Below are 22,188 nucleotides of genomic sequence, written 5' to 3'. Positions count from 1 at the left end.
ACTTATACTCGAATTTTTATTGTGAATAATAAAGGGAAGGTGATTACCGCACACCGATAAGAAACCCGGGGCTTATTGCGTGGCGTTTAATATAAATAAAGGAACGGGTTATAAAGCCTGTTCCTTTGTACTTGTAAAACAAAAGCTAGGGCATTAGTATAAATATATATTGCCAAGTTAGGGAGTAGGAAAAAGTATGAGTGATATACATAAAAAGATTAAAAAGAAGCAGTTTGCCCCGTTGTATTTACTGTATGGAACGGAAGCGTTTTTTATAAATGAAACGATAAAGCTTATTACAACAGAAGCGCTTGAAGAGGAAGATCGCGAGTTTAATGTTGTGACATATGATTTAGAAGAGGCGTATTTAGAAGATGTGGTTGAGGATGCACGTACACTTCCTTTTTTCGGAGAACGTAAAGTGCTATTAATAAAATCACCACTATTTTTAACTTCACAAAAAGAAAAATTAGAGCAAAATATAAAAATTTTAGAAGAATATATTGGGGAGCCTTCTCCATTTTCTATTCTTGTTTTTGTTGCGCCTTACGAAAAATTTGATGAACGAAAAAAAATTACAAAACTATTAAAGAAAACAGCGGACGTAGTAGAAGCGAATGCGATGCAAGTGCAGGATGTTCAGAAGTGGATTGTTGCTCGTGCAGATGAAGTGAATGTGCATATTGATAATGCAGCTGTTAGTTTGTTGTTAGAGCTTGTGGGAAGTAATGTAACGATGTTGGCGAAGGAAATGGACAAGTTAACGTTATACGTCGGTATGGGCGGAGAGATTACACCGAAACTTGTTGCAGAGCTTGTGCCAAAATCGGTTGAACAAAATGTGTTTGCTTTGACAGAAAAAGTGGTGAAAAAAGATATCACGGGTGCGATGCAAATTTTGGATGGATTATTTACGCAGCAAGAGGAACCCATTAAACTGCTTGCGTTATTAGTAAGTCAATTCCGCTTGCTCTATCAAGTGAAAGAGTTACAGCAGCGTGGTTATGGACAAAATCAAATTGCGTCTCATATTGGTGTGCATCCATATCGTGTAAAGTTAGCGATGAATCAAACGAAGTTTTTCTCTTTTGAAGAATTAAAAAAAGTGATTATAGAATTAGCGGAAGCTGATTATAGTATGAAGACTGGAAAAATGGATAAGAAACTTGTGCTTGAGTTTTTCTTAATGCGGTTAAATCATATGTGATGAAACAAAAAGTTCACGTGCTAAGCACGTGAACTTTTTTGTATATAAAAAAACGATCCAAATGGATCGTTTTTTAAACGCCTTACGCGTTTACTTGTTTCGCTAAGCGAGATTTTTGACGAGCTGCAGCGTTTTGGTGGATAAGACCTTTACGAGCTGCTTTGTCAAGTTTTTTAGAAGCAGTTTTGAAAGCTTCTTTAGCATTTTCAAGATCGTTATTAGTAACTAAAGCTTCTACAGTTTTAACAGCAGAACGCATGTCAGACTTGATAGAAGCGTTATGTGAACGACGCTCTTCGCTAAGTTTAGCGCGTTTGATAGCAGATTTGATGTTTGCCATACTTTTCACCTCCCTGGTGCAATCGAATGACTCGATTCTTAACATAGAACAAGTGATATTCTATCAAACGGTGAAGAGAATTGCAATAGTATATCAATGAAATTTCACGTAAAGGAAAGAATGACCTTATATAACTTTGGGAAATCTAACGATATTTACTATGAATTACGGAGGAGATACGATGAAAGAACCATTAGATTTAAGTAAATATAGTGTTAGAACTGACCTTGCTGTAGAGGCGCATCAAATGCTGCAAGAGAGTCAAGAAGAGAAAAAAGGGATACAAGGAGTTATTGTAAAAGAGAGGGAAGAAGAAGGTATTACCATTACAAAAGTAATGATTGATGAAGTTGCCTCTGAATCGATGGGTAAAAAACCAGGGAGTTATTTAACGCTTGAAGTACAAGGTATACGTCAACAAGATACGGAGCTGCAACAAAAAGTAGAGCGCATTTTTGCAAAAGAATTTTCTTATTTCTTAGAAGAGGTTGGCGTTACGAAAGAAGCGAGTTGTTTAATTGTTGGTCTTGGGAATTGGAATGTAACGCCAGATGCGCTTGGACCGATTGTTGTAGAAAATGTATTGGTAACGAGACATTTGTTTCAATTGCAACCTGAAAGTGTAGAAGAAGGGTTTAGGCCTGTTAGTGCAATTCGGCCGGGGGTAATGGGAATTACAGGAATCGAAACGAGCGATGTCATTTATGGAATCATTGAGAAGACGAAGCCAGACTTTGTCATTGCAATTGATGCATTAGCTGCCCGTTCTATTGAACGAGTAAATAGTACGATACAAATTTCTGATACGGGAATTCATCCTGGATCGGGTGTTGGGAATAAGCGTAAGGAACTCAGTAAAGAAACATTGGGTATTCCTGTTATCGCGATTGGTGTTCCGACTGTGGTTGATGCCGTTTCAATTACAAGCGATACAATTGATTTTATTTTGAAACATTTTGGACGGGAGATGAAAGAAGGAAACAAACCTGCCCGTTCTTTGTTACCAGCCGGTTTTACATTTGGAGAAAAGAAAAAATTAACAGAAGAAGATATGCCGGATGAAAAGAGTCGGAATATGTTTTTAGGTGCTGTAGGTACACTGGAAGATGAAGAGAAGAGAAAATTAATTTATGAAGTGTTATCTCCTCTTGGTCATAATTTAATGGTGACTCCGAAAGAAGTGGATGCTTTCATAGAGGATATGGCGAATGTAATAGCGAGTGGTTTAAATGCAGCCTTGCATCATCAAATTGACCAAGATAATACAGGAGCATATACACATTGATGGGAAGAGACGATAATCGTTTAAGCCGCTTTTCGCTTTTATGTATATGTAGTGCGGCCTTATGTTTACTTATGATAATAGCAGGGGTGGTACTTGCTAATCATGGTTTGAAAAGTATGAAAGGTTATCAGCAAATGTCGTATGAACAAATCGCTCATATGACAGGAACAGAGGGTGCGGGTGCTGAATCAGAAATTTTGGGAAGTTCGTTTTCCGTTGCTGAAAAACAAAAACAATTAGAAAGCTTAAAAAGCTTTAATGTTGTAGAAGGAATTGGTATGGCAATAGCAAGTGCTACTTATGAAGTAACAAAGTTTGGAACGGATATAGTTGTTGGGAAAGTGAAAGAGATTTTTAGTTAAGGGTAGCAGGAAGAACGGTTGTCTTACCATTTTGTACGACAGCCGTTTTTAAATTTGAAAAAGGTTTGTCTCTTATGGTTTGTTCGCATAAGATATAGATAGAATGATTTGTATTGTAAGCAGCACGAGTTTTCATTGAATCTTTGCTGCTCTATTGATATAATCAGTGCTAGTGTATATTGGCGAGACTATTAGGAGTTGAGAACATAGATGAACAAAGAAGAAAGAGCAAAAAGACAGTCCAAAATCCGTAATTTCTCTATCATTGCTCATATTGACCACGGAAAATCAACGTTAGCAGACCGTATTTTAGAGAAAACAAACGCGTTAACACAACGTGAAATGAAAGCTCAATTGCTTGACTCTATGGATTTAGAGCGTGAGCGCGGTATTACAATTAAATTAAATGCAGTACAACTTACGTATAAAGCGAAAGACGGTGAAGAGTATATTCTTCACTTAATCGATACTCCAGGACACGTCGACTTTACGTACGAAGTATCTCGTAGTTTAGCGGCTTGTGAAGGTGCGATTCTTGTTGTGGATGCAGCACAAGGGATTGAGGCGCAAACATTAGCAAACGTATATTTAGCGCTTGATAATAATTTAGAAATATTACCAGTTATTAATAAAATCGACTTACCAAGTGCGGACCCAGAACGTGTACGTCAAGAGGTAGAAGATGTAATTGGTTTAGATGCATCGGAAGCTGTACTTGCTTCAGCGAAAGCTGGTATTGGTATTGAAGATATTTTAGAACAAATCGTTGAAAAGGTACCGGCTCCAACAGGGGATTCAGAAGAGCCTTTACAATGTATGATTTTCGATTCTTTATATGATCCGTATCGCGGTGTAATTGCATATATCCGTGTTGTAAATGGAACGGTAAAAGTTGGCGATAAAGTACGTATGATGGCAACTGGAAAAGAATTTGAAGTAACAGAAGTAGGTGTGTTTACACCGAAAACAACGCAACGTGACGAGTTAACAGTAGGTGATGTAGGGTTCTTAGCGGCATCTATTAAAAACGTAGGTGATACACGCGTAGGTGATACAATCACACATGCAAAACGTCCGGCTGCAGAGGCGTTAGCGGGTTATCGTAAATTAAACCCAATGGTATTCTGTGGTTTATATCCAATCGATTCTGCACGTTACAACGACTTACGTGATGCGTTAGAAAAATTAGAGTTAAACGATTCTGCTCTTGAGTTTGAACCAGAAACATCTCAAGCACTAGGATTTGGTTTCCGTTGTGGTTTCTTAGGACTTCTTCACATGGAAATCATTCAAGAACGTATTGAACGTGAATTTAAAATTGATTTAATTACAACAGCGCCAAGCGTTATTTATAAAGTTTATTTAACAAGCGGTGAAGATGTTATTGTTGATAACCCATCTAATATGCCAGATCCACAATCTATCGATCGTGTAGAAGAGCCGTTTGTGAAGGCGTCGATTATGGTTCCGAATGACTATGTTGGAGCTGTAATGGAAATTTGCCAAGGTAAACGTGGAACGTTTATTGATATGCAATATTTAGATGAAACACGTGTTACACTAACATACGAAATTCCGTTATCAGAAATCGTATATGACTTCTTCGATCAGTTGAAATCAAATACAAAAGGATATGCATCGTTTGACTACGAGTTAATTGGTTATAAACCGTCGAAACTTGTGAAAATGGATATTCTTTTAAATAATGAACAAGTCGATGCTTTATCATTTATCGTGCATCGTGATTCAGCGTATGACCGTGGTAAAGTAATTGTAGAGAAATTAAAAGAATTAATTCCAAGACAACAGTTCGAAGTACCAATTCAGGCGACTATCGGAAACAAGGTTGTAGCACGTTCTACAATTAAGGCGATGCGTAAAAACGTACTTGCGAAATGTTACGGTGGTGACATTTCTCGTAAACGTAAACTTCTTGATAAGCAAAAAGAAGGTAAAAAACGTATGAAGTCTGTTGGTTCTGTAGAAGTACCGCAAGAAGCATTCATGGCTGTACTGAAAATGGATGACAACTAATAATTGATTGTTATTTCGTACGAATTGAGATAAAAAAGAAGTCGTTTATACGGCTTCTTTTTTATGTATAATTACTTTTTAGACAACGTAGCTTCTCTCATTTACAATAGTGAAGTGGCTATTTATGAATGATTGATATAGAGTTAGGAGACTATTAATGTCCGAAAATATTCGAAAAGATATTCACGAGAAAATACAAAATGGCAATTTTAATTGTGAAAAGGAATTGACGCTTTCTATTATTAGTGGGAAGTGGAAAGTTGTGATACTGTGGCATCTTGGTGTGGAAGGGCCTCATCGTTTTAGTGAATTACAACGATTATTCCCAAGTATTTCTCATAAAGTTTTGTCGAACCAATTAAAAGAGTTAATGGAAGATGGGGTTGTTGATCGAACAGTATACCCAGAAATTCCTCCGCGAGTAGAGTATTATATGACGGAATTAGGCATGTCGCTTTTACCAATCGTTGAAATGATGTATGATTGGGGAAAAATGCGAATGGAACAAATTCGTAATACGTTAGAGAAGTAAAGATTCCTCCGAAGCGCGGAGGTTTTCTTTTTAGAAAGGTAGGAGTTATATTTGGTGCAAGCTGCATATATTCACATTCCGTTTTGTCAGCATATTTGTCACTATTGTGATTTTAATAAAGTGTTTATTGAACGCCAACCGGTCGATCAATATTTAGAGTATTTAGAGAAAGAAATAATAAATACAGTTCAAAAAGTACCGTTTGATAGTATGAAAACGATTTTTGTTGGTGGAGGAACTCCGACAGCGTTAAATATGGAGCAGACAAAAAAGTTACTAGATATTATAAACAGTCGCTTACGTCCGTTTGCGCCAAATTGTGAATTAACATTTGAAGCAAATCCGGGTGATTTACCGAAAGAGAAGTTAAATGTATTGCTAGAAGGTGGAGTGAACCGAATTAGTTTTGGCGTGCAAACATTTCGGGATGAGTTGCTTGAGAAAATTGGGCGTAAGCACACGAGGGAAGATGCATTTGTAGCAATTAGAGAAGCGCAGGAAGTGGGCTTTAAAAATATAAATGTAGATATTATTTATGCTCTGCCAGGGCAGACGATAGAAGATGTTAAAGAAACATTAGACATTGCTTTTACGCTTGGCGTACAACATTTCTCAGCATATTCATTAATTGTGGAACCGAAAACTGTGTTTTATAACTTAATGAATAAAGGGAAATTAAGACTTCCAGGTGAAGACCATGAAGCGAAAATGTATGAAATGGTAATGGATGAAATGGAGAAACACGGCTATACCCAGTATGAAATTAGCAATTTCTCAAAAGGTGATAATGAAAGTAGACATAATCTCACATACTGGAATAATGAAGAGTATTATGGATTTGGAGCTGGAGCGCATAGTTATGTAAATGGAGAACGTATCCAAAATGTAGGTCCGCTCAAGCAATATTTCAATAAAATCGATGAAACTGGATTTCCGTATTTAGATGTTCACGCGGTGACGGAGAAAGAAAGAATGGAAGAAGAGTTGTTCTTAGGACTTCGAAAAACAAAAGGTGTATCTAAAATAGCGTTTCAAAAGAAATTTAATATGGAGATGGATCAAGTTTTCGCGAAGCAGTTGCAAAAAAATCAAGAACAAGGATTGCTTGAAGAGAAAGATGGATATGTTCGTTTAACGCGAAAAGGAAAATTATTAGGGAATGAAGTATTCCAATCGTTTTTGATTGACTAATTAAATGTTCCATAAACGTGAAAAAGTTTCATTATTTCGTGACGTTTCCGTTGACAATTGAATGTCAATTTTGGTAAGTTATTAATAGATTTAGCACTCGAAGACAAAGAGTGCTAACAGAGGTGATGATGAGATGCTTACGGAACGTCAGCTCTTAATTTTACAAACAATTATTGATGACTTTATTGGATCAGCGCAACCTGTTGGGTCGAGGACGTTGGCTAAGAAAGATGAAATTACGTTTAGTTCAGCTACTATTCGAAATGAAATGGCTGATTTAGAGGAACTAGGATTTATTGAGAAAACGCATAGTTCTTCAGGACGTGTTCCTTCTGAAAAAGGATATCGTTTTTATGTAGATCATCTTTTAGCGCCGCAAAACTTACCGAACGATGAAATTGTACAAATTAAAGATTTATTTGCTGAAAGAATTTTTGAAGCGGAAAAGATTGCACAGCAATCGGCTCAAATTTTATCAGAGCTTACGAATTATACGGCCATTGTTCTTGGACCGAAGTTAAGCACAAATAAACTTAAAAACGTACAAATTGTACCGCTTGATCGTCAAACTGCAGTCGCTATTATTGTAACGGATACAGGGCATGTACAAAGCAAAACGATTACCGTTCCGGAATCTGTTGATTTATCAGATTTAGAAAAAATGGTTAATATTTTAAATGAAAAGCTGTCGGGCGTACCAATGGCAGAACTGCATAACAAAATCTTGAAAGAGATTGTTACAGTTTTACGTGGGTATGTTCATAATTACGATAGTGCAATAAAAATGTTAGATGGTACATTTCAAGTTCCTTTATCGGAAAAGATATACTTTGGAGGGAAAGCAAATATGCTTTCGCAACCAGAGTTCCATGACATTCACAAAGTAAGATCCTTGCTGACAATGATTGATAATGAAGCCGAGTTTTATGACATTTTGCGTCATAAACAAGTAGGTATTCAAGTGAAAATTGGTAGGGAAAACTCTGCGACGGCCATGGAAGATTGTAGTTTAATTTCTGCAACATATTCGATTGGAGAAGAACAGCTTGGAACAATTGCTATTTTAGGTCCGACAAGAATGCAATACTCTCGGGTAATTAGTTTGTTACAGTTATTTACGAGACAATTTACTGATGGACTTAGAAAGTAAATGAGAGTAATACATTCGCTCAAGTAATGAAATTTTCATTGCTGTGTGTAATATATAATGCTTAGGGAATTGTGTTCAGCATAATACCTAATACCTTTTAAGGAGGTGAATATTGTGGAAGAGCGTAACGAACAAGTGGTAGAAGAAGTAAAAGAAGCGCAAGTTGAAGAAGCTGTCACGACAGAAAACAGTGAAGAAACTGTAGAAGAAAAAAGTGAGGCTGCTCTTTTACAAGAAAAAGTAGATGAGTTACAAGCGAAACTAACGGAAACGGAAGGTCGCACATTACGTCTACAAGCAGATTTTGAAAATTATAAGCGTCGTGTCCAAATGGATAAACAGGCTGCTGAAAAATATAGAGCACAAAGTCTAGTTTCAGATATTTTGCCAGCTCTTGATAATTTTGAAAGAGCGATGCAAGTGGAAGCAACTGATGAGCAAACGAAATCCTTGTTACAAGGTATGGAAATGGTGCATCGTCAATTGTTAGAAGCGTTGACTAAAGAAGGTGTTGAAGTGATTGGATCTGTTGGTAAACAGTTTGATCCTAATGAACACCAAGCTATTATGCAAGTGGAAGATAGTGAATTTGAATCAAACGCGGTAGTTGAAGAATTCCAAAAAGGTTATAAACTAAAAGACCGTGTGATTCGCCCATCAATGGTAAAAGTAAATCAATAATTTACATAAAAGTAGGAGGATTCGCCATGAGTAAAATTATCGGTATTGACTTAGGTACAACAAACTCTTGTGTAGCTGTTATGGAAGGTGGAGAACCAAAGGTTATCCCAAATCCAGAAGGAAACCGTACAACACCTTCTGTTGTAGCTTTCAAAAATGAAGAGCGTCAAGTTGGGGAAGTTGCAAAGCGTCAAGCAATTACAAACCCAAATACAATCATGTCTGTTAAACGTCATATGGGTACAGACTACAAAGTAGAAGTTGAAGGTAAAGATTATACACCTCAAGAAATTTCTGCAATCATTTTACAAAACTTAAAAGCTTCTGCTGAAGCATACTTAGGTGAAACAGTAACGAAAGCTGTTATTACAGTACCTGCATACTTCAACGATGCAGAACGTCAAGCAACAAAAGATGCTGGTCGTATCGCTGGTTTAGAAGTTGAGCGTATCATTAACGAACCAACAGCAGCAGCGCTTGCTTACGGTTTAGAAAAACAAGATGAAGAGCAAAAAATCTTAGTATATGACTTAGGTGGCGGTACATTTGACGTATCTATCCTTGAGTTAGCAGATGGAACATTCGAAGTTATTTCAACTGCTGGTGACAACCGTCTTGGTGGAGATGACTTTGACCAAGTTATTATTGACCACTTAGTAGCTGAGTTCAAAAAAGAAAATAACATTGATTTAAGCCAAGATAAAATGGCACTTCAACGTCTGAAAGATGCAGCTGAAAAAGCGAAAAAAGATCTTTCTGGCGTAACACAAACACAAATTTCATTACCATTCATTAGTGCTGGAGCTGCTGGTCCATTACACTTAGAATTAACGTTAACAAGAGCGAAATTCGAAGAGATTTCAGCAGGTCTTGTTGAAAGAACGTTAGAGCCAACTCGTCGTGCATTAAAAGACGCTGGTTTTGCTCCAAGTGAATTAGATAAAGTTATCCTTGTTGGTGGATCTACTCGTATCCCAGCTGTACAAGAAGCTATTAAACGTGAAACTGGTAAAGAACCATATAAAGGTGTAAACCCTGATGAAGTTGTAGCATTAGGTGCTGCAGTTCAAGGTGGCGTACTTACTGGTGATGTAGAAGGCGTACTATTATTAGACGTAACTCCACTTTCTTTAGGTATTGAAACTATGGGTGGTGTGTTCACGAAATTAATCGAGCGTAACACTACAATTCCAACAAGTAAGTCACAAGTATTCTCAACAGCTGCTGATAACCAACCGGCAGTAGACATTCACGTATTACAAGGTGAGCGTCCAATGTCAGCTGACAACAAAACATTAGGTCGTTTCCAATTAACAGACCTTCCACCAGCACCACGTGGTATTCCACAAATCGAAGTAACATTCGATATTGATGCGAACGGTATTGTTAACGTACGTGCAAAAGACTTAGGAACAAGCAAAGAACAAACTATTACAATCCAATCTTCTTCAGGTCTTTCTGATGAAGAAGTAGATCGTATGGTACAAGAAGCAGAAGCAAATGCTGACGCTGACCAAAAACGTAAGGAAGAAGTTGAACTTCGTAACGAAGCTGACCAACTTGTATTCCAAACGGATAAAGTTGTAAAAGATTTAGAAGGTAAAGTGGATGCGGCTGAAGTTGCAAAAGCAACAGAAGCGAAAGAAGCATTACAAGCTGCGATCGAGAAGAACGAGCTTGAGGAAATCCGTGCGAAAAAAGACGCTTTACAAGAAATCGTACAACAATTAACTGTTAAATTATACGAGCAAGCTCAAGCAGCCGCAGGGCAAGCAGAAGGTGCACAAGGAGCACAAGATGCTGGCGCGAAGAAAGACAATGTAGTAGACGCTGAGTTTGAAGAAGTAAAAGAAGATAAGTAATATAAATAAGTAAGATGACAAAAAGTCAAAGTCAAGCGTGCCTTGACTTTGGCTTTTTTCACGAATGAAAAGAAAAGTGTGAGGTTCTTAAGTTTTTTACTTTGCATACTGTAAGTGAGGAAACTTTGTTGCAAAGCACTTTCTTTCGGTGTTAAAATTACGTTTATGTGAAAGATTCGGGGGTTGTAAATTTATGAGTAAACGAGACTATTATGAGGTCCTTGGACTTAGCCAGGGTGCTTCAAAAGATGAAATAAAAAAAGCGTATCGTCGTTTGGCTAAAAAATACCATCCAGACGTGAGTAAAGAAGAAAATGCAATTGAAAAGTTTAAAGAAGTACAAGAAGCATACGAAGTATTAAGCGACGATCAAAAGCGCGCACAATATGATCAATTTGGTCATGCTGGTGCAAATCAAGGTTTCGGTGGCTTTGGCGGCGGAGGAGACTTCGGCGGTGGCTTCGGTTTCGAAGATATCTTTAGTTCGTTCTTTGGCGGCGGTGGCGGTAGACGTCGTGATCCAAATGCTCCGCGTCAAGGTGCTGACTTACAATATCAAGTTACTTTGGAGTTTGAGGAAGCTATTTTTGGTAAAGAATTAAATGTTGAGATTCCAGTAGAAGATCCATGTGATACTTGTAAAGGTAGCGGAGCGAAACCAGGAACTTCAAAAGAAACATGTAAACATTGTTCAGGATCAGGGCAAGTAAGTGTAGAGCAAAATACACCATTTGGTCGTATCGTAAACCGTCAAGCTTGTGGTCATTGTTCAGGAACTGGTCAAATGATTAAAGAAAAATGTACGACATGTCACGGTTCTGGTAAAGTACGTAAACGTAAAAAAATCAACGTTAAGATTCCGGCAGGTATCGATAATGGTCAACAAATTCGTGTATCTGGAAAAGGTGAAGCGGGCGTAAATGGCGGACCGGCAGGAGATTTATATGTTGTTGTTCATGTGAGAAATCATGAATTCTTTGAGCGTGAAGGAGATCACATTATTTGCGAAATGCCATTAACATTTGCGCAAATGGCACTTGGTGCTGAAGTGGAAGTTCCTACTGTTCATGGGAAAGTGAAGCTGAAAATTCCAGCAGGAACACAAACAGGAACAGAATTCCGCTTAAAAGGAAAAGGTGCTCCGAACGTACGTGGATACGGTCAAGGAGATCAATATGTAGTCGTTCGTGTTGTTGTACCGACGAAATTAACTTCACATCAAAAAGAGTTATTACGTGAATTTGCGGGACAAGAAGAGCAGGATGATAGTTTATTTGGAAAGCTTAAACGTGCTTTCAAAGGGGAATAATGGAAATGAAAAATGGAGTTGGTAAATTGTGAAATGGTCAGAAGTTAGTATTCATACAACAGAAGAAGCAGTAGAAGCTGTCTCTCATATTTTACATGAAGCTGGTGCTAGTGGAGTTGCGATTGAGGATCCAGCGGAGTTGACGAAAGAGCGCGAGCAACAATATGGTGAAATTTATGCATTGAACCCAGATGAATATCCGGCGGAAGGTGTATTAATAAAAGCATATTTCCCACAAACGGATTCTTTACAGGAAACGATTGCGGGTGTAAAATCATCTATTGATATGCTTCCATCTTACGACATCGAAATTGGTACTGGAAATATTACTGTTAACGAAGTCAATGAAGAAGATTGGGCTACTGCTTGGAAAAAATATTACCATCCAGTACAAATTTCTGATACATTCACAATTGTGCCGACGTGGGAAGAATATACACCAGCTTCTCCGGAAGAAAAAATTATTGAATTAGATCCAGGTATGGCGTTTGGGACAGGAACTCATCCGACAACAACGATGTGTATTCGTGCTTTAGAAAAAACAGTTCAGCCAGGTGATACTGTCATTGATGTAGGAACAGGTTCTGGTGTACTTAGTATTGCAGCGGCAAAATTAGGTGCGTCTTCTGTTCAAGCGTATGATTTAGATCCGGTTGCAGTGGAAAGTGCAGAAATGAATGTACGTTTAAATAAAACAGATGATATCGTGTCTGTTGGGCAAAATAGTCTTTTAGAAGGTATTGAAGGTCCTGTTGATTTAATCGTAGCTAACTTATTAGCAGAAATTATTCTTTTATTCCCTGAGGATGCAGCAAGAGTTGTGAAGTCGGGTGGATTATTTATTACATCGGGCATTATTGCAGCGAAGGAAAAGATAATTTCTGAAGCGCTAGAAAAAGCTGGATTTACAATTGAAGAAGTATTACGAATGGAAGATTGGGTAGCAATTATTGCACGAAATGCGTAATATAGATTTTAGTTTATAATGAAAAGGGGAGTCTCTCACTATAAGGTGAGGGACTTGCCGTTTGTTATATGAAAAAATGATAACGTTTCGTTCTTTTCGTAAGTGTTGACTTACGAAAGGAACGAAACTCTACTAAGGTGATTATATGCAACGTTATTTTGTAGAAGAGAAATATGTAAATGAGACAAGTATTCGCATTGTAGGTGATGACGTACATCATATCGCAAGAGTGATGCGTATGTCAGCTGGTGATCACATTTATTGCTGTGTAAACGGAAAAACAGCAGTATGTTCAATTGATGAAATTACCAGTGAATTTATTAATACGGCTATTGTAGAATGGGTAGAGGCGTCAAGTGAACTTCCTGTTTTCGTGACGATTGCAAGTGGACTGCCGAAAGGAGACAAGCTAGAGTTAATTTTCCAAAAAGGAACTGAGCTTGGGGCAGCCGCATTTTTACCATTTCAAGCATCTCGCTCTATCGTAAAATGGGATGCGAAAAAAGCTGATAAAAAAGTTGAGCGTTTAAGAAAAATTGTGAAAGAAGCTGCGGAACAATCGCATAGAAGCGAAATTCCAGAAGTGCATGCTCCGGCATCATTTAAGCAATTGCTTTCAATGAGTAATGAGTATGATGTATGTCTTGTTGCGTATGAAGAGGAAGCAAAACAAGGTGAGAAGTCCAATTTTGCTAAAGCTTTAACGACGATGAAACCAGGCCAAAAACTATTGATTGTATTTGGACCAGAAGGTGGTTTAGCGGAGGAAGAGATTACTACGCTTCGTGAACATAAATTTGTACCATGTAGTTTAGGACCAAGAATTTTAAGAACAGAAACGGCGCCGTTATACGCGTTAAGTGCTGCTTCGTATCATTTTGAATTGATGGGGTGATGATCAATGTCAACTGTTGCGTTCCATACGTTAGGTTGTAAAGTAAACCACTATGAAACAGAAGCCATTTGGCAATTGTTTAAACAAGGTGGATATGAAAGAACAGAATATGAAAAGAAAGCTGATGTATATGTTATTAATACGTGTACAGTAACGAATACGGGAGATAAGAAAAGCCGTCAAGTTATTAGACGTGCCGTTCGTCAAAATCCGGATGCGGTTATTTGTGTAACGGGATGTTATGCACAAACATCTCCAGCGGAAATTATGGCGATTCCAGGTGTAGATATTGTAGTTGGTACACAGGATCGTGAAAAGATGTTAGGATACATTGAAGAATTCCGCAAAGAGCGTCAACCAATTAATGCTGTCCGCAACATTATGAAAACACGTGTATACGAAGAACTGGATGTACCTTATTTCACGGATCGTACACGTGCATCTTTAAAAATACAAGAAGGTTGTAATAATTTCTGTACATTCTGTATTATTCCTTGGGCACGTGGTTTAATGCGTTCTCGTGATGGAAAAGAAGTTATTAAACAAGCGCAGCAATTAGTAGATGCAGGTTATAAAGAAATTGTATTAACAGGTATTCATACAGGTGGGTACGGTGAAGATATTAAAGATTATAACTTAGCTGGATTACTTCGTGATATGGAAGCGGAAGTAGGCGGATTAAAACGTCTTCGTATTTCTTCTATTGAAGCGAGTCAGATTTCAGATGAAGTAATTGAAGTGTTAGATAAGTCTGAAGTAGTTGTACGTCACTTGCACATTCCATTGCAATCTGGATCTAATACTGTATTAAAGCGTATGCGTCGTAAGTATACGATGGAATTTTTCCAAGAGCGTTTAGATCGATTGAAAGAAGCGTTACCAGGCCTTGCGATTACATCGGATGTAATTGTTGGTTTCCCAGGTGAAACAGAAGAAGAATTCATGGAAACATACAATTTCATTAAAGAGAATCGCTTCTCTGAGTTACACGTATTCCCTTACTCAAAGCGTACAGGAACACCTGCAGCGCGTATGGAAGATCAAGTTCCTGAAGATGTGAAGAATGATCGTGTTCATCGTTTAATTGAACTATCTAACCAATTAGCGAAAGAGTATGCGTCACAGTTTGAAGGGGAAGTGCTTGAAATCATTCCGGAAGAGCAATTTAAAGAGGGTGACCGTAAAGGGTTATATGTAGGCTATACGGATAACTACTTAAAAATTGTATTTGAAGGATCAGAAGAATTAATTGGTAAGCTAGTGAAAGTGAAAATTACGAAAGCTGGTTATCCATATAACGAAGCGCAATTTGTTCGTGTTCTTGAAGACGATGTAAAAAAAGAATCAGCAAGCGCATAAAATGAAACTTTAGTCAGTGGGGTTTTTGTTCCTCCCAACTAATTATCAGCCGGACTCCCACCTAAGTTCTTTGCTTTTGCTGGATTTTGAGGTGGGGGTCTTACTGCCCGACAAATAGCGGGATAAAAAAAGCATGCAAACGGAAACGATTTGCATGCTTTCTTTTTTTCGTGGAGAAGTTAAGTACTGAAAAGGCAGGTAGGTCGAAAGAGTAGTTATTTAATATTTTCTTGTATTAAAAAAGATGTAATGATAAAAATATAGTTGTCTTCAGGGGAAAAGGATAAAAGCTATCTACATAGCTTTTGAACAGGGAAGGGCATCTATTCTTCTTTTATTCTGCCAAATAGTTGACCTGAAGTGATAAAATGTATTATAATCGTAAAAGACATGCTGAAGAAGGGTTTCTTTTTGCATGCTGAAATTAGTATGTAAGTGTGATGTTTCGGAGGGAGGGAAAGAGAATGTCAAAAACAGTCGTTCGTAAAAACGAGTCTTTGGAGGATGCACTTCGCCGTTTTAAAAGATCGGTTTCTAAAACTGGTACACTTGCTGAAGCAAGAAAGCGCGAGTTTTATGAAAAACCAAGTGTAAAACGTAAGAAGAAATCTGAAGCGGCAAGAAAGCGTAAATTCTAAGAGAGGGTGTAAGTTATGAGTCTTCTCGGTCGTTTAAACGATGATATGAAACAAGCGATGAAGAATAAACAAAAAGAAAAATTAACCGTTATTCGTATGGTTAAGGCTGCTTTACAAAATGAAGGTATTAAACTGCAACATACTCTTACTGAAGAAGAGGAATTAACAGTTTTAGCTCGTGAAGTAAAACAGTATAAGGACTCCCTCCTTGAATTTAAAAAAGCTGGTCGTGAAGACCTTGTTAATAAACTGCAAAGTGAAATTCAGATTTTAAGCGCATATTTGCCGGAGCAATTAACAGAAGAAGAACTAGCGAATGTAATTAAGCAAGTTATTTCTGAAGTTGGTGCGACTTCTAAAGCAGATATGGGTAAGGTGATGACTGCTGTTATGCCGAAAGTAAAAGGTAAAACAGACGGATCACTTGTGAATAAGCTGGTTATCCAGCTATTAGCATAAAAAAACGTCTCATTTCGTATGAGACGTTTTTTTATGCTTTTTTTCAGTTTGGACGTGATATTACAAGCTCTTTTTTCATACATATGGGATGAGAGGGGGTCTTTTGAGATGAAAAAATTAGAACAAATGAAGAATTGGTTAACAAAGCAAATAGACCTGCCAGTGGATGTGCTAATGGATCTACCTCGGATCACGCTTGTTGGGCAAGTGCATATCTATATAGAAAATCATCGGGGTTTATTAGTGTTTTCAGATAAAGAAGTAAGATTGTTATTAAAGCACGGTCAATTATTAATTAAAGGGCAATCCTTTATTATTAAAACAATCCTTCCAGAAGAACTTTTGCTTGAAGGCATAATTGAGCAAGTGACATTTTTAGAAAACGAAAAAAAAGAGGAGTGAGGGAAACTTCCATATGTGAAGTTTTTCTTCGTTATTTTCGTGATTCGACCTTACTATTCAGTTTATCTCGCTATTTATGGGTGGTAGAACTCTATATTTTATTTTCGTACGAGCTATTTTGCTAATTAAAGTGAAAAAAGTAGTGTGTATACTTTTGGAAAGGTAGTGGAGGTAGTAGATGAAAAATAAATGGTTTATAAAGTGGCTTGGATATGTAAAAGTACGAATTGAAGGTAGAGGTGCGGAACGGTTCGTTAACGAATGTGTACGTAGAAAATTATTAGTTTGGGATGTTAAGAAGATTGCTGATGAAACGTTAGTTTTTTGTATGTTATTACGAGATGTGAAGAAAATAAAACTAATTTATAGAAAAAATGAATGTAAACTATATTTTATTGGGCGTTACGGTTTTCCCTTTTTGAATAAGCGTTTAATTAAAAATAGTGGATTCTTAATTGGTTTTTTAATTTTCTTTTTTGGCATGATTGCATTATCCAATATGGTTTGGAAAATTGAAATTACAGGGGCGAAACCTGAAACAGAATATATATTGATGAAAGAATTGGACAAAATGGGTATTAAAAAAGGGAAATTACAATTCCAAATGCCTAATGTAGAAGATGTACAACGTCATTTGACAGACAATATTAATGCGATTACTTGGGCGGGACTAGAAATAAGAGGAACGACGTATCATTTTAAAATTGTTGAAAAAAACGAGCCAAAAAAAGAAAAGGAACAAAGGCCGCAAAATTTAGTAGCAAAAAAAGAAGCGATTGTGACAAAAACATTTGTTGAAGTAGGAAAACCGGTCGTCTTGAAAAATGACCATGTCGAAAAAGGGCAACTTCTCGTATCAGGGATATACGGTAATGAGGAGAGTCCGACGATTGTTTCGGCGAAAGGTATTGTATATGGAGAAACGTGGTACACATCTGAGGTGAATGTGCCGCTAAAGACGCAATTTCAAGTATATACTGGCAATGCATATAATGAGCATTACCTTACATTTGGGAGTGCGAAAATAAAAATATGGGGATTTCAACATGATAAGTATAAACGCTCTCGTACTGAAAGTGTAAAACACGATGTGAAACTATTTGGTTTTACACTGCCGATCGCGTACGAAAAAGATATCGTGCGAGAAGAGGAAGAAGCGAATCGGGAATATACAGAAAAACAGGCAATGAAAGTAGCGAAAGAGATGGCTGAAAAAGAACTAAAGAAAAAATTGGATGAACATGCTATGATTGTAAGTGATAAGATTTTGAGTAAAGAGGTTGAGGCGGATCAACTAAAAGTCACATTGCATTATACTGTGATCGAAAATATTGCAGAGCCACAACCAATATCCGAATCCGATATTCAAGGAGACTGAGTAATGGCAGAACAATTAGTAGAAATGAACCAACAATTGGAAAATGCTAACGAAGCAATCGCTCTTTTTGGAGTCAATGATGCTCATTTGAAAGTAATTGAACGGGAACTGAATGTATCGATTGTAACTAGAGGTGAAACTGTTCATGCATCTGGAGCAGTTGAAACCGTGACACTCGTAGAAAAAATCTTACAGCAATTACTTGTTGTTATTCGAAAAGGTATATCAATTACAGAAAGAGATGTTGCGTATGCAATTCAGCTCGCACAACAAGGGAAAATTGCTCAATTTGAAGAGTTATATGAAGAAGAAATCTTTAAAACGGCAAAAGGTAAATCCATTCGTGTAAAAACAATGGGGCAAAGAAGATATATTCATGCAATGAAGAAGAATGATATTGTATTTGGAATGGGACCTGCTGGGACTGGGAAAACATACTTAGCTGTAGTAATGGCTGTGAGAGCTTTAAAGCAAGGGTATGTAAAGAAAATTATTTTAACGAGACCGGCTGTAGAGGCTGGAGAAAGTTTAGGTTTTTTACCAGGAGATTTGAAAGAGAAGGTAGATCCGTATTTACGTCCATTGTATGATGCTTTGCACGATATTCTTGGACAAGAATATACGCAACGTATGATGGAGCGAGGGGTAATTGAAATCGCACCTCTTGCTTATATGAGAGGGCGTACGCTCGATGATTCATTTGTTATTTTAGATGAAGCGCAAAATACAACGGGTGCACAAATAAAAATGTTTTTAACTAGATTAGGTTTTAGTTCTAAAATGGTTATTACGGGGGACCCTTCACAAGTAGACTTACCAAAAGGGGTAAAATCAGGGCTTTCGCTAGCTTCTAACATTTTATCTGGTGTATCAGGTCTTTCATTTATTACATTAGAACAAACGGACGTTGTGAGGCATCCGCTGGTGCAACGTATTATTGAGGCATATGATAAAATGGAATGATCCTATTTGTCAGGATCATTTCTTTTTGTATTAAGGTTGGCGAACGGCATATTTTTTACTATCATAAAAGATAAGAGCAATAAACTATAGGTACTGGTGTATCAAAATGTTACTTAAAAGTATCGTTGGCTAGAAGAAATGAAAGCTATAAATAGTTTCACTTTATTTCTGGAGAGGAGAAGGTATTGAAATCATGTTAAGATCTGAAGAAATTTCTAAGTGGTTTCGTAATTTACAACATTCGAAAAAACTAAGTTGGATTTCTTACGTTTTATTAGGAGCAGTGCTATTTTTTGCACTTATGAATAATGTAAAACCAGAGCAATTAGATGTTGATATGTATTCTATTGCGAAAAAAACAATTCATTCTCCTATTAAAATTGAAGATAAGGTTATAACGGACAGAAAAAAACAAGAGGCCGCTCAAAAAGTTGGGGATCAATATACATATAGAAGTGAATATAAACAAAATAGAGTAGATATTGTAAATGATGTTTTTGCTAAGGTAAATGAAGCAATTCAAGAGATGAAAGCTGCTGGACCTGAAGAGCAAAAAAAGATGACCGATGCAAATAAATTAGAAAAGTTGAAGAAGAAGTTGCCATCTAATTTAACAAAGGAATTATCTGATGAGAATTTATTATATTTTATTAATGCAGAACCGGATCAATTAGAATTAGCAAAGAACGCGGCTCTAACGTCTGTTAGTGTTATTATGGGTGGAAATATTAAAATGTCCGAAGAAATAGCAGCAAAAGAGCGATTTGTTAATGAAATGAAAAGCCTCAATGTGAATAGCGGATTGAAGGAAGCTGTGAACGCGCTAGGATCATATGCGATTACAGCAAATTATTTTTATGATCCGGCTGTAACGAAAGAGAAGAAGAAAGCGGAAGAAGATTTAGTTCCACCTGTTTATATTCTTCAAGGACAAGTTATTGTTAGAGAAGGTGAAACAATTTCAAGTGATATGTATAATCAGTTGAAATTAGTCGGTTTATTAGAGAAAGGTAATAGTTTTCAGCCTTATGTTGGATTAGCAGTGCTCATTGGTGTGTTACTGTACTTTATGCATAAGCAGTTTGAAGTATTTTTACAGCGTAAAAGAGAAGATAGACCGTATATTTTAGCATATATTACAATTTTGTCTATCACGATTGTTTTAATGAAAACTATTAGTTTGTTTCAAAAGCTTGAATATGCAGGAATTGCGTATGTTGTCCCAGTTGCGATGGGAACAATACTTGTAAAACTAATGATTGGCGATCGATTTGTATTTTTAACAAGTATGATTTTTTCTGTGTGCGGAAGTATTATGTTTAATGAAGGAGTAACAAGTACACTGAATTATAGTGTAGGTATTTATGTGTTATTAAGTTCATTATCAGTAAGCATTTTCTTAAGAGAAAAAAATCGTCGTACGATGATTTTGCAAGCTGGTATACTCGTTTCTATTTTAAATGTAGTCGTCTTAGCGGCGTTACTATTATTACGTAATGGGAATTTTTCACCTCTTGAAATTGGAACGCAATTATTGATGGCTTCCGTTTCAGGAATTATCTCATCCGTTTTAGCGATGGGAATATTACCATATTTAGAGAGTGGACTTGGAATTGTATCAAGCATGAAGCTTATGGAACTATCGAGTCCGAATCATCCGCTTTTGCGTAGAATTTTGTTAGAAGCGCCAGGAACGTATCACCACAGTGTAATGGTAGCGAATCTTTCTGAGGCAGCGTGTGAAGCGGTTGGAGCAAATGGTGTATTAGCACGTGTAGGGGCGTATTATCATGATGTAGGAAAAACAGTACAACCGCAATTCTTTATTGAAAACCAGATGGGAATTGAAAATCCACATGATAAATTAGATCCTGTGACGAGTAAAGATATTATCATTGCTCATGTAACAGATGGAGTCAGAATGCTCGAAGAATACCATATTCCGCAAGAAATTATCGATATTGCTGGACAACACCATGGTACAACATTACTTAAATATTTTTATTATAAGGCGATTAAAGAAGATAAAGAAAAATATACAGAAGAGATGTTTCGCTATCCGGGATCAAAAGCAACTTCTAAGGAGTCGGCAATTGTTGGTATTGCTGATAGTGTTGAGGCGGCGGTACGTTCTATGAATCACCCAACGCCAGATCAAATTAATAATTTAGTACAAAGTATTATTAAAGATCGCCTGCAAGATGGGCAATTTAGTGAATGTGATTTGACGTTTAAGGAACTACAAATCGTTGGAAAAACGTTATGTGAAACGTTAAATGGTATTTTCCATTCGCGTATTACATATCCGGAACCACCGGAAGAGAAGGAGAAAGAATGAGTTTATTAATTGATTTCATTGATGAAACTGAAGAAGTGAAAGAAGAATATGTGAATTTAATTCGTGAGATATTAGAAAAAGCAGCTCAAATGGAAAAAATAGAGGATGGTGCGGAGTTATCAGTGACATTTGTAGATAACGAACGCATTCGCGAGATTAATCGTGATTACCGAGATAAGGATCAGCCTACTGATGTCATTTCCTTTGCTATGGAAGAAATGGGAGAAGGAGAAATGGAAATTGTAGGTGCAGAGATGCCTCGTATGTTAGGTGACCTTATTATTTCTATTCCGAGAGCGAAAGAACAAGCTGAAGAGTATGGACATTCTTTTGATCGTGAACTTGGCTTTTTAGCGCTACATGGCTTTTTACATTTACTTGGTTATGACCACATGACAGAAGAGGATGAAAAAGAAATGTTTGGAAGACAAAAAGAAATTTTAGAGGCATTTGGATTAGGTCGATGAAAAAAGGAAAACTTATAAATAGTTTTGGGTATGCTATAGCAGGTATATTCTTTTGTCTTCGTCATGAACGAAATATGAAAATTCATTATTTAGCCGCAGTCATTGTTATATGCTGCGGCTTTTATTTCCATATTACGAAAGTAGAGTGGACGGTATTACTTATTGTAATAGGAATTGTAATGAGTTTAGAGATGGTAAATACGGCTGTGGAAAAAACAGTAGATTTAGCGACTACCGATATACATCCGTTTGCGAAAATTGCAAAGGATGTCGCAGCCGGATCGGTTTTATTGTTTGCGATAATAGCCGTTATAATTGGTGCTATTATCTTTTTACCGTATGTGGTATAGTTGCATTCCAAAGCTTTTA

Annotated in this window: 22 protein-coding genes; 21 read left to right on the top strand and 1 reads right to left on the bottom strand. The window is 37.0% G+C overall.

All coding sequences use genetic code 11. The annotated features are described in order from the left end of the window. The first annotated feature begins 196 nt into the window (after positions 1–196). A complete protein-coding gene (gene holA, locus J0835_RS21200) occupies positions 197–1,207 on the top strand; it encodes a DNA polymerase III subunit delta (protein ID WP_087982000.1) in 1,011 nt (336 codons plus the stop codon). Positions 1,208–1,289: 82 nt separating this feature from the next. On the opposite strand, the gene rpsT is transcribed toward holA, so the two are convergent. After that, positions 1,290–1,547 carry a 30S ribosomal protein S20 gene (rpsT, locus tag J0835_RS21195; protein WP_001274014.1) on the bottom strand — a complete coding sequence of 86 codons (258 nt, stop codon included), beginning with the start codon at positions 1,545–1,547 and terminating at the stop codon, positions 1,290–1,292. A gap of 181 nt (positions 1,548–1,728) precedes the next feature. On the opposite strand from rpsT, the gene gpr reads away from it, so the two are divergent. The 20 genes from gpr (at position 1,729) to J0835_RS21095 (ending at position 22,169) form a co-directional block, all read left to right on the top strand. Further along, entirely contained in the window at positions 1,729–2,832 is a 1,104-nt protein-coding gene (gene gpr / locus J0835_RS21190) for a GPR endopeptidase (RefSeq protein WP_087981998.1), read from the top strand. Next, positions 2,829–3,194 carry a YqxA family protein gene (locus tag J0835_RS21185; RefSeq protein ID WP_087981996.1) on the top strand — a complete coding sequence of 122 codons (366 nt, stop codon included), beginning with the start codon at positions 2,829–2,831 and terminating at the stop codon, positions 3,192–3,194. The genes gpr and J0835_RS21185 overlap by 4 nt, the downstream gene beginning before the upstream one ends. A 210-nt stretch (positions 3,195–3,404) precedes the next feature. Next, positions 3,405–5,228 (top strand): elongation factor 4, encoded by a 1,824-nt coding sequence (lepA, locus tag J0835_RS21180; RefSeq protein ID WP_087981994.1) that lies wholly within the window; start codon positions 3,405–3,407, stop codon positions 5,226–5,228. A gap of 157 nt (positions 5,229–5,385) precedes the next feature. Then, positions 5,386–5,760 carry a winged helix-turn-helix transcriptional regulator gene (locus J0835_RS21175; RefSeq protein WP_087981993.1) on the top strand — a complete coding sequence of 125 codons (375 nt, stop codon included), beginning with the start codon at positions 5,386–5,388 and terminating at the stop codon, positions 5,758–5,760. Between the two features lie 51 nt (positions 5,761–5,811). After that, positions 5,812–6,951 (top strand): radical SAM family heme chaperone HemW, encoded by a 1,140-nt coding sequence (gene hemW / locus J0835_RS21170; RefSeq protein ID WP_087981991.1) that lies wholly within the window; start codon positions 5,812–5,814, stop codon positions 6,949–6,951. A gap of 133 nt (positions 6,952–7,084) precedes the next feature. Next, complete coding sequence (gene hrcA, locus J0835_RS21165) at positions 7,085–8,101, top strand: heat-inducible transcriptional repressor HrcA (RefSeq protein ID WP_087981990.1); 1,017 nt, start codon at positions 7,085–7,087, stop codon at positions 8,099–8,101. Positions 8,102–8,215: 114 nt separating this feature from the next. Next, on the top strand, positions 8,216–8,782 hold the full coding sequence (gene grpE, locus J0835_RS21160) for a nucleotide exchange factor GrpE (protein ID WP_087981988.1): 567 nt from the start codon (positions 8,216–8,218) through the stop codon (positions 8,780–8,782). Positions 8,783–8,808: 26 nt separating this feature from the next. Continuing rightward, the gene (gene dnaK, locus J0835_RS21155; RefSeq protein ID WP_000034697.1) at positions 8,809–10,644 is read left to right on the top strand and encodes a chaperone protein DnaK; all 1,836 of its coding nucleotides are present in this window, start codon (positions 8,809–8,811) and stop codon (positions 10,642–10,644) included. Between the two features lie 193 nt (positions 10,645–10,837). Beyond that, positions 10,838–11,953 (top strand): chaperone protein DnaJ, encoded by a 1,116-nt coding sequence (dnaJ, locus tag J0835_RS21150; protein WP_000043954.1) that lies wholly within the window; start codon positions 10,838–10,840, stop codon positions 11,951–11,953. Positions 11,954–11,981: 28 nt separating this feature from the next. Next, entirely contained in the window at positions 11,982–12,920 is a 939-nt protein-coding gene (gene prmA / locus J0835_RS21145; protein ID WP_000872122.1) for a 50S ribosomal protein L11 methyltransferase, read from the top strand. A gap of 145 nt (positions 12,921–13,065) precedes the next feature. Continuing rightward, complete coding sequence (locus J0835_RS21140; RefSeq protein WP_064474770.1) at positions 13,066–13,815, top strand: 16S rRNA (uracil(1498)-N(3))-methyltransferase; 750 nt, start codon at positions 13,066–13,068, stop codon at positions 13,813–13,815. 6 nt (positions 13,816–13,821) lie between these two features. Next, complete coding sequence (mtaB, locus tag J0835_RS21135; RefSeq protein ID WP_000108688.1) at positions 13,822–15,174, top strand: tRNA (N(6)-L-threonylcarbamoyladenosine(37)-C(2))-methylthiotransferase MtaB; 1,353 nt, start codon at positions 13,822–13,824, stop codon at positions 15,172–15,174. Between the two features lie 464 nt (positions 15,175–15,638). Next, the gene (gene rpsU, locus J0835_RS21130) at positions 15,639–15,812 is read left to right on the top strand and encodes a 30S ribosomal protein S21 (RefSeq protein ID WP_000048061.1); all 174 of its coding nucleotides are present in this window, start codon (positions 15,639–15,641) and stop codon (positions 15,810–15,812) included. A gap of 15 nt (positions 15,813–15,827) precedes the next feature. Then, entirely contained in the window at positions 15,828–16,271 is a 444-nt protein-coding gene (locus tag J0835_RS21125) for a GatB/YqeY domain-containing protein (protein ID WP_000054579.1), read from the top strand. A 108-nt stretch (positions 16,272–16,379) separates the two neighbouring features. Next, entirely contained in the window at positions 16,380–16,673 is a 294-nt protein-coding gene (gene yqfC, locus J0835_RS21120; RefSeq protein WP_000732264.1) for a sporulation protein YqfC, read from the top strand. 178 nt (positions 16,674–16,851) lie between these two features. Further along, positions 16,852–18,051 carry a sporulation protein YqfD gene (gene yqfD / locus J0835_RS21115; protein WP_087981986.1) on the top strand — a complete coding sequence of 400 codons (1,200 nt, stop codon included), beginning with the start codon at positions 16,852–16,854 and terminating at the stop codon, positions 18,049–18,051. Positions 18,052–18,054: 3 nt separating this feature from the next. Then, on the top strand, positions 18,055–19,014 hold the full coding sequence (locus J0835_RS21110) for a PhoH family protein (protein ID WP_000840500.1): 960 nt from the start codon (positions 18,055–18,057) through the stop codon (positions 19,012–19,014). Between the two features lie 193 nt (positions 19,015–19,207). Continuing rightward, complete coding sequence (locus J0835_RS21105) at positions 19,208–21,352, top strand: HD family phosphohydrolase (protein ID WP_087981984.1); 2,145 nt, start codon at positions 19,208–19,210, stop codon at positions 21,350–21,352. Beyond that, positions 21,349–21,819, top strand: a complete 471-nt coding sequence (gene ybeY / locus J0835_RS21100; protein ID WP_000054689.1) for an rRNA maturation RNase YbeY — start codon at positions 21,349–21,351, stop codon at positions 21,817–21,819. The genes J0835_RS21105 and ybeY overlap by 4 nt, the downstream gene beginning before the upstream one ends. Continuing rightward, positions 21,816–22,169: a diacylglycerol kinase family protein gene (locus J0835_RS21095; RefSeq protein ID WP_048562281.1), complete on the top strand. Its 354-nt coding sequence runs from the start codon at positions 21,816–21,818 to the stop codon at positions 22,167–22,169. Before ybeY ends, J0835_RS21095 begins: the two co-directional genes overlap by 4 nt. The last annotated feature ends 19 nt before the right edge of the window (positions 22,170–22,188 follow it).

The organism is Bacillus cereus group sp. Sample62 (genome assembly GCF_036851315.1).
Taxonomy (GTDB): Bacteria; Bacillota; Bacilli; order Bacillales; family Bacillaceae_G; genus Bacillus_A; species Bacillus_A wiedmannii.
Note: the sequence above shows the minus strand (reverse complement) of the source record. Positions and strands in the feature narration are given on the sequence as shown.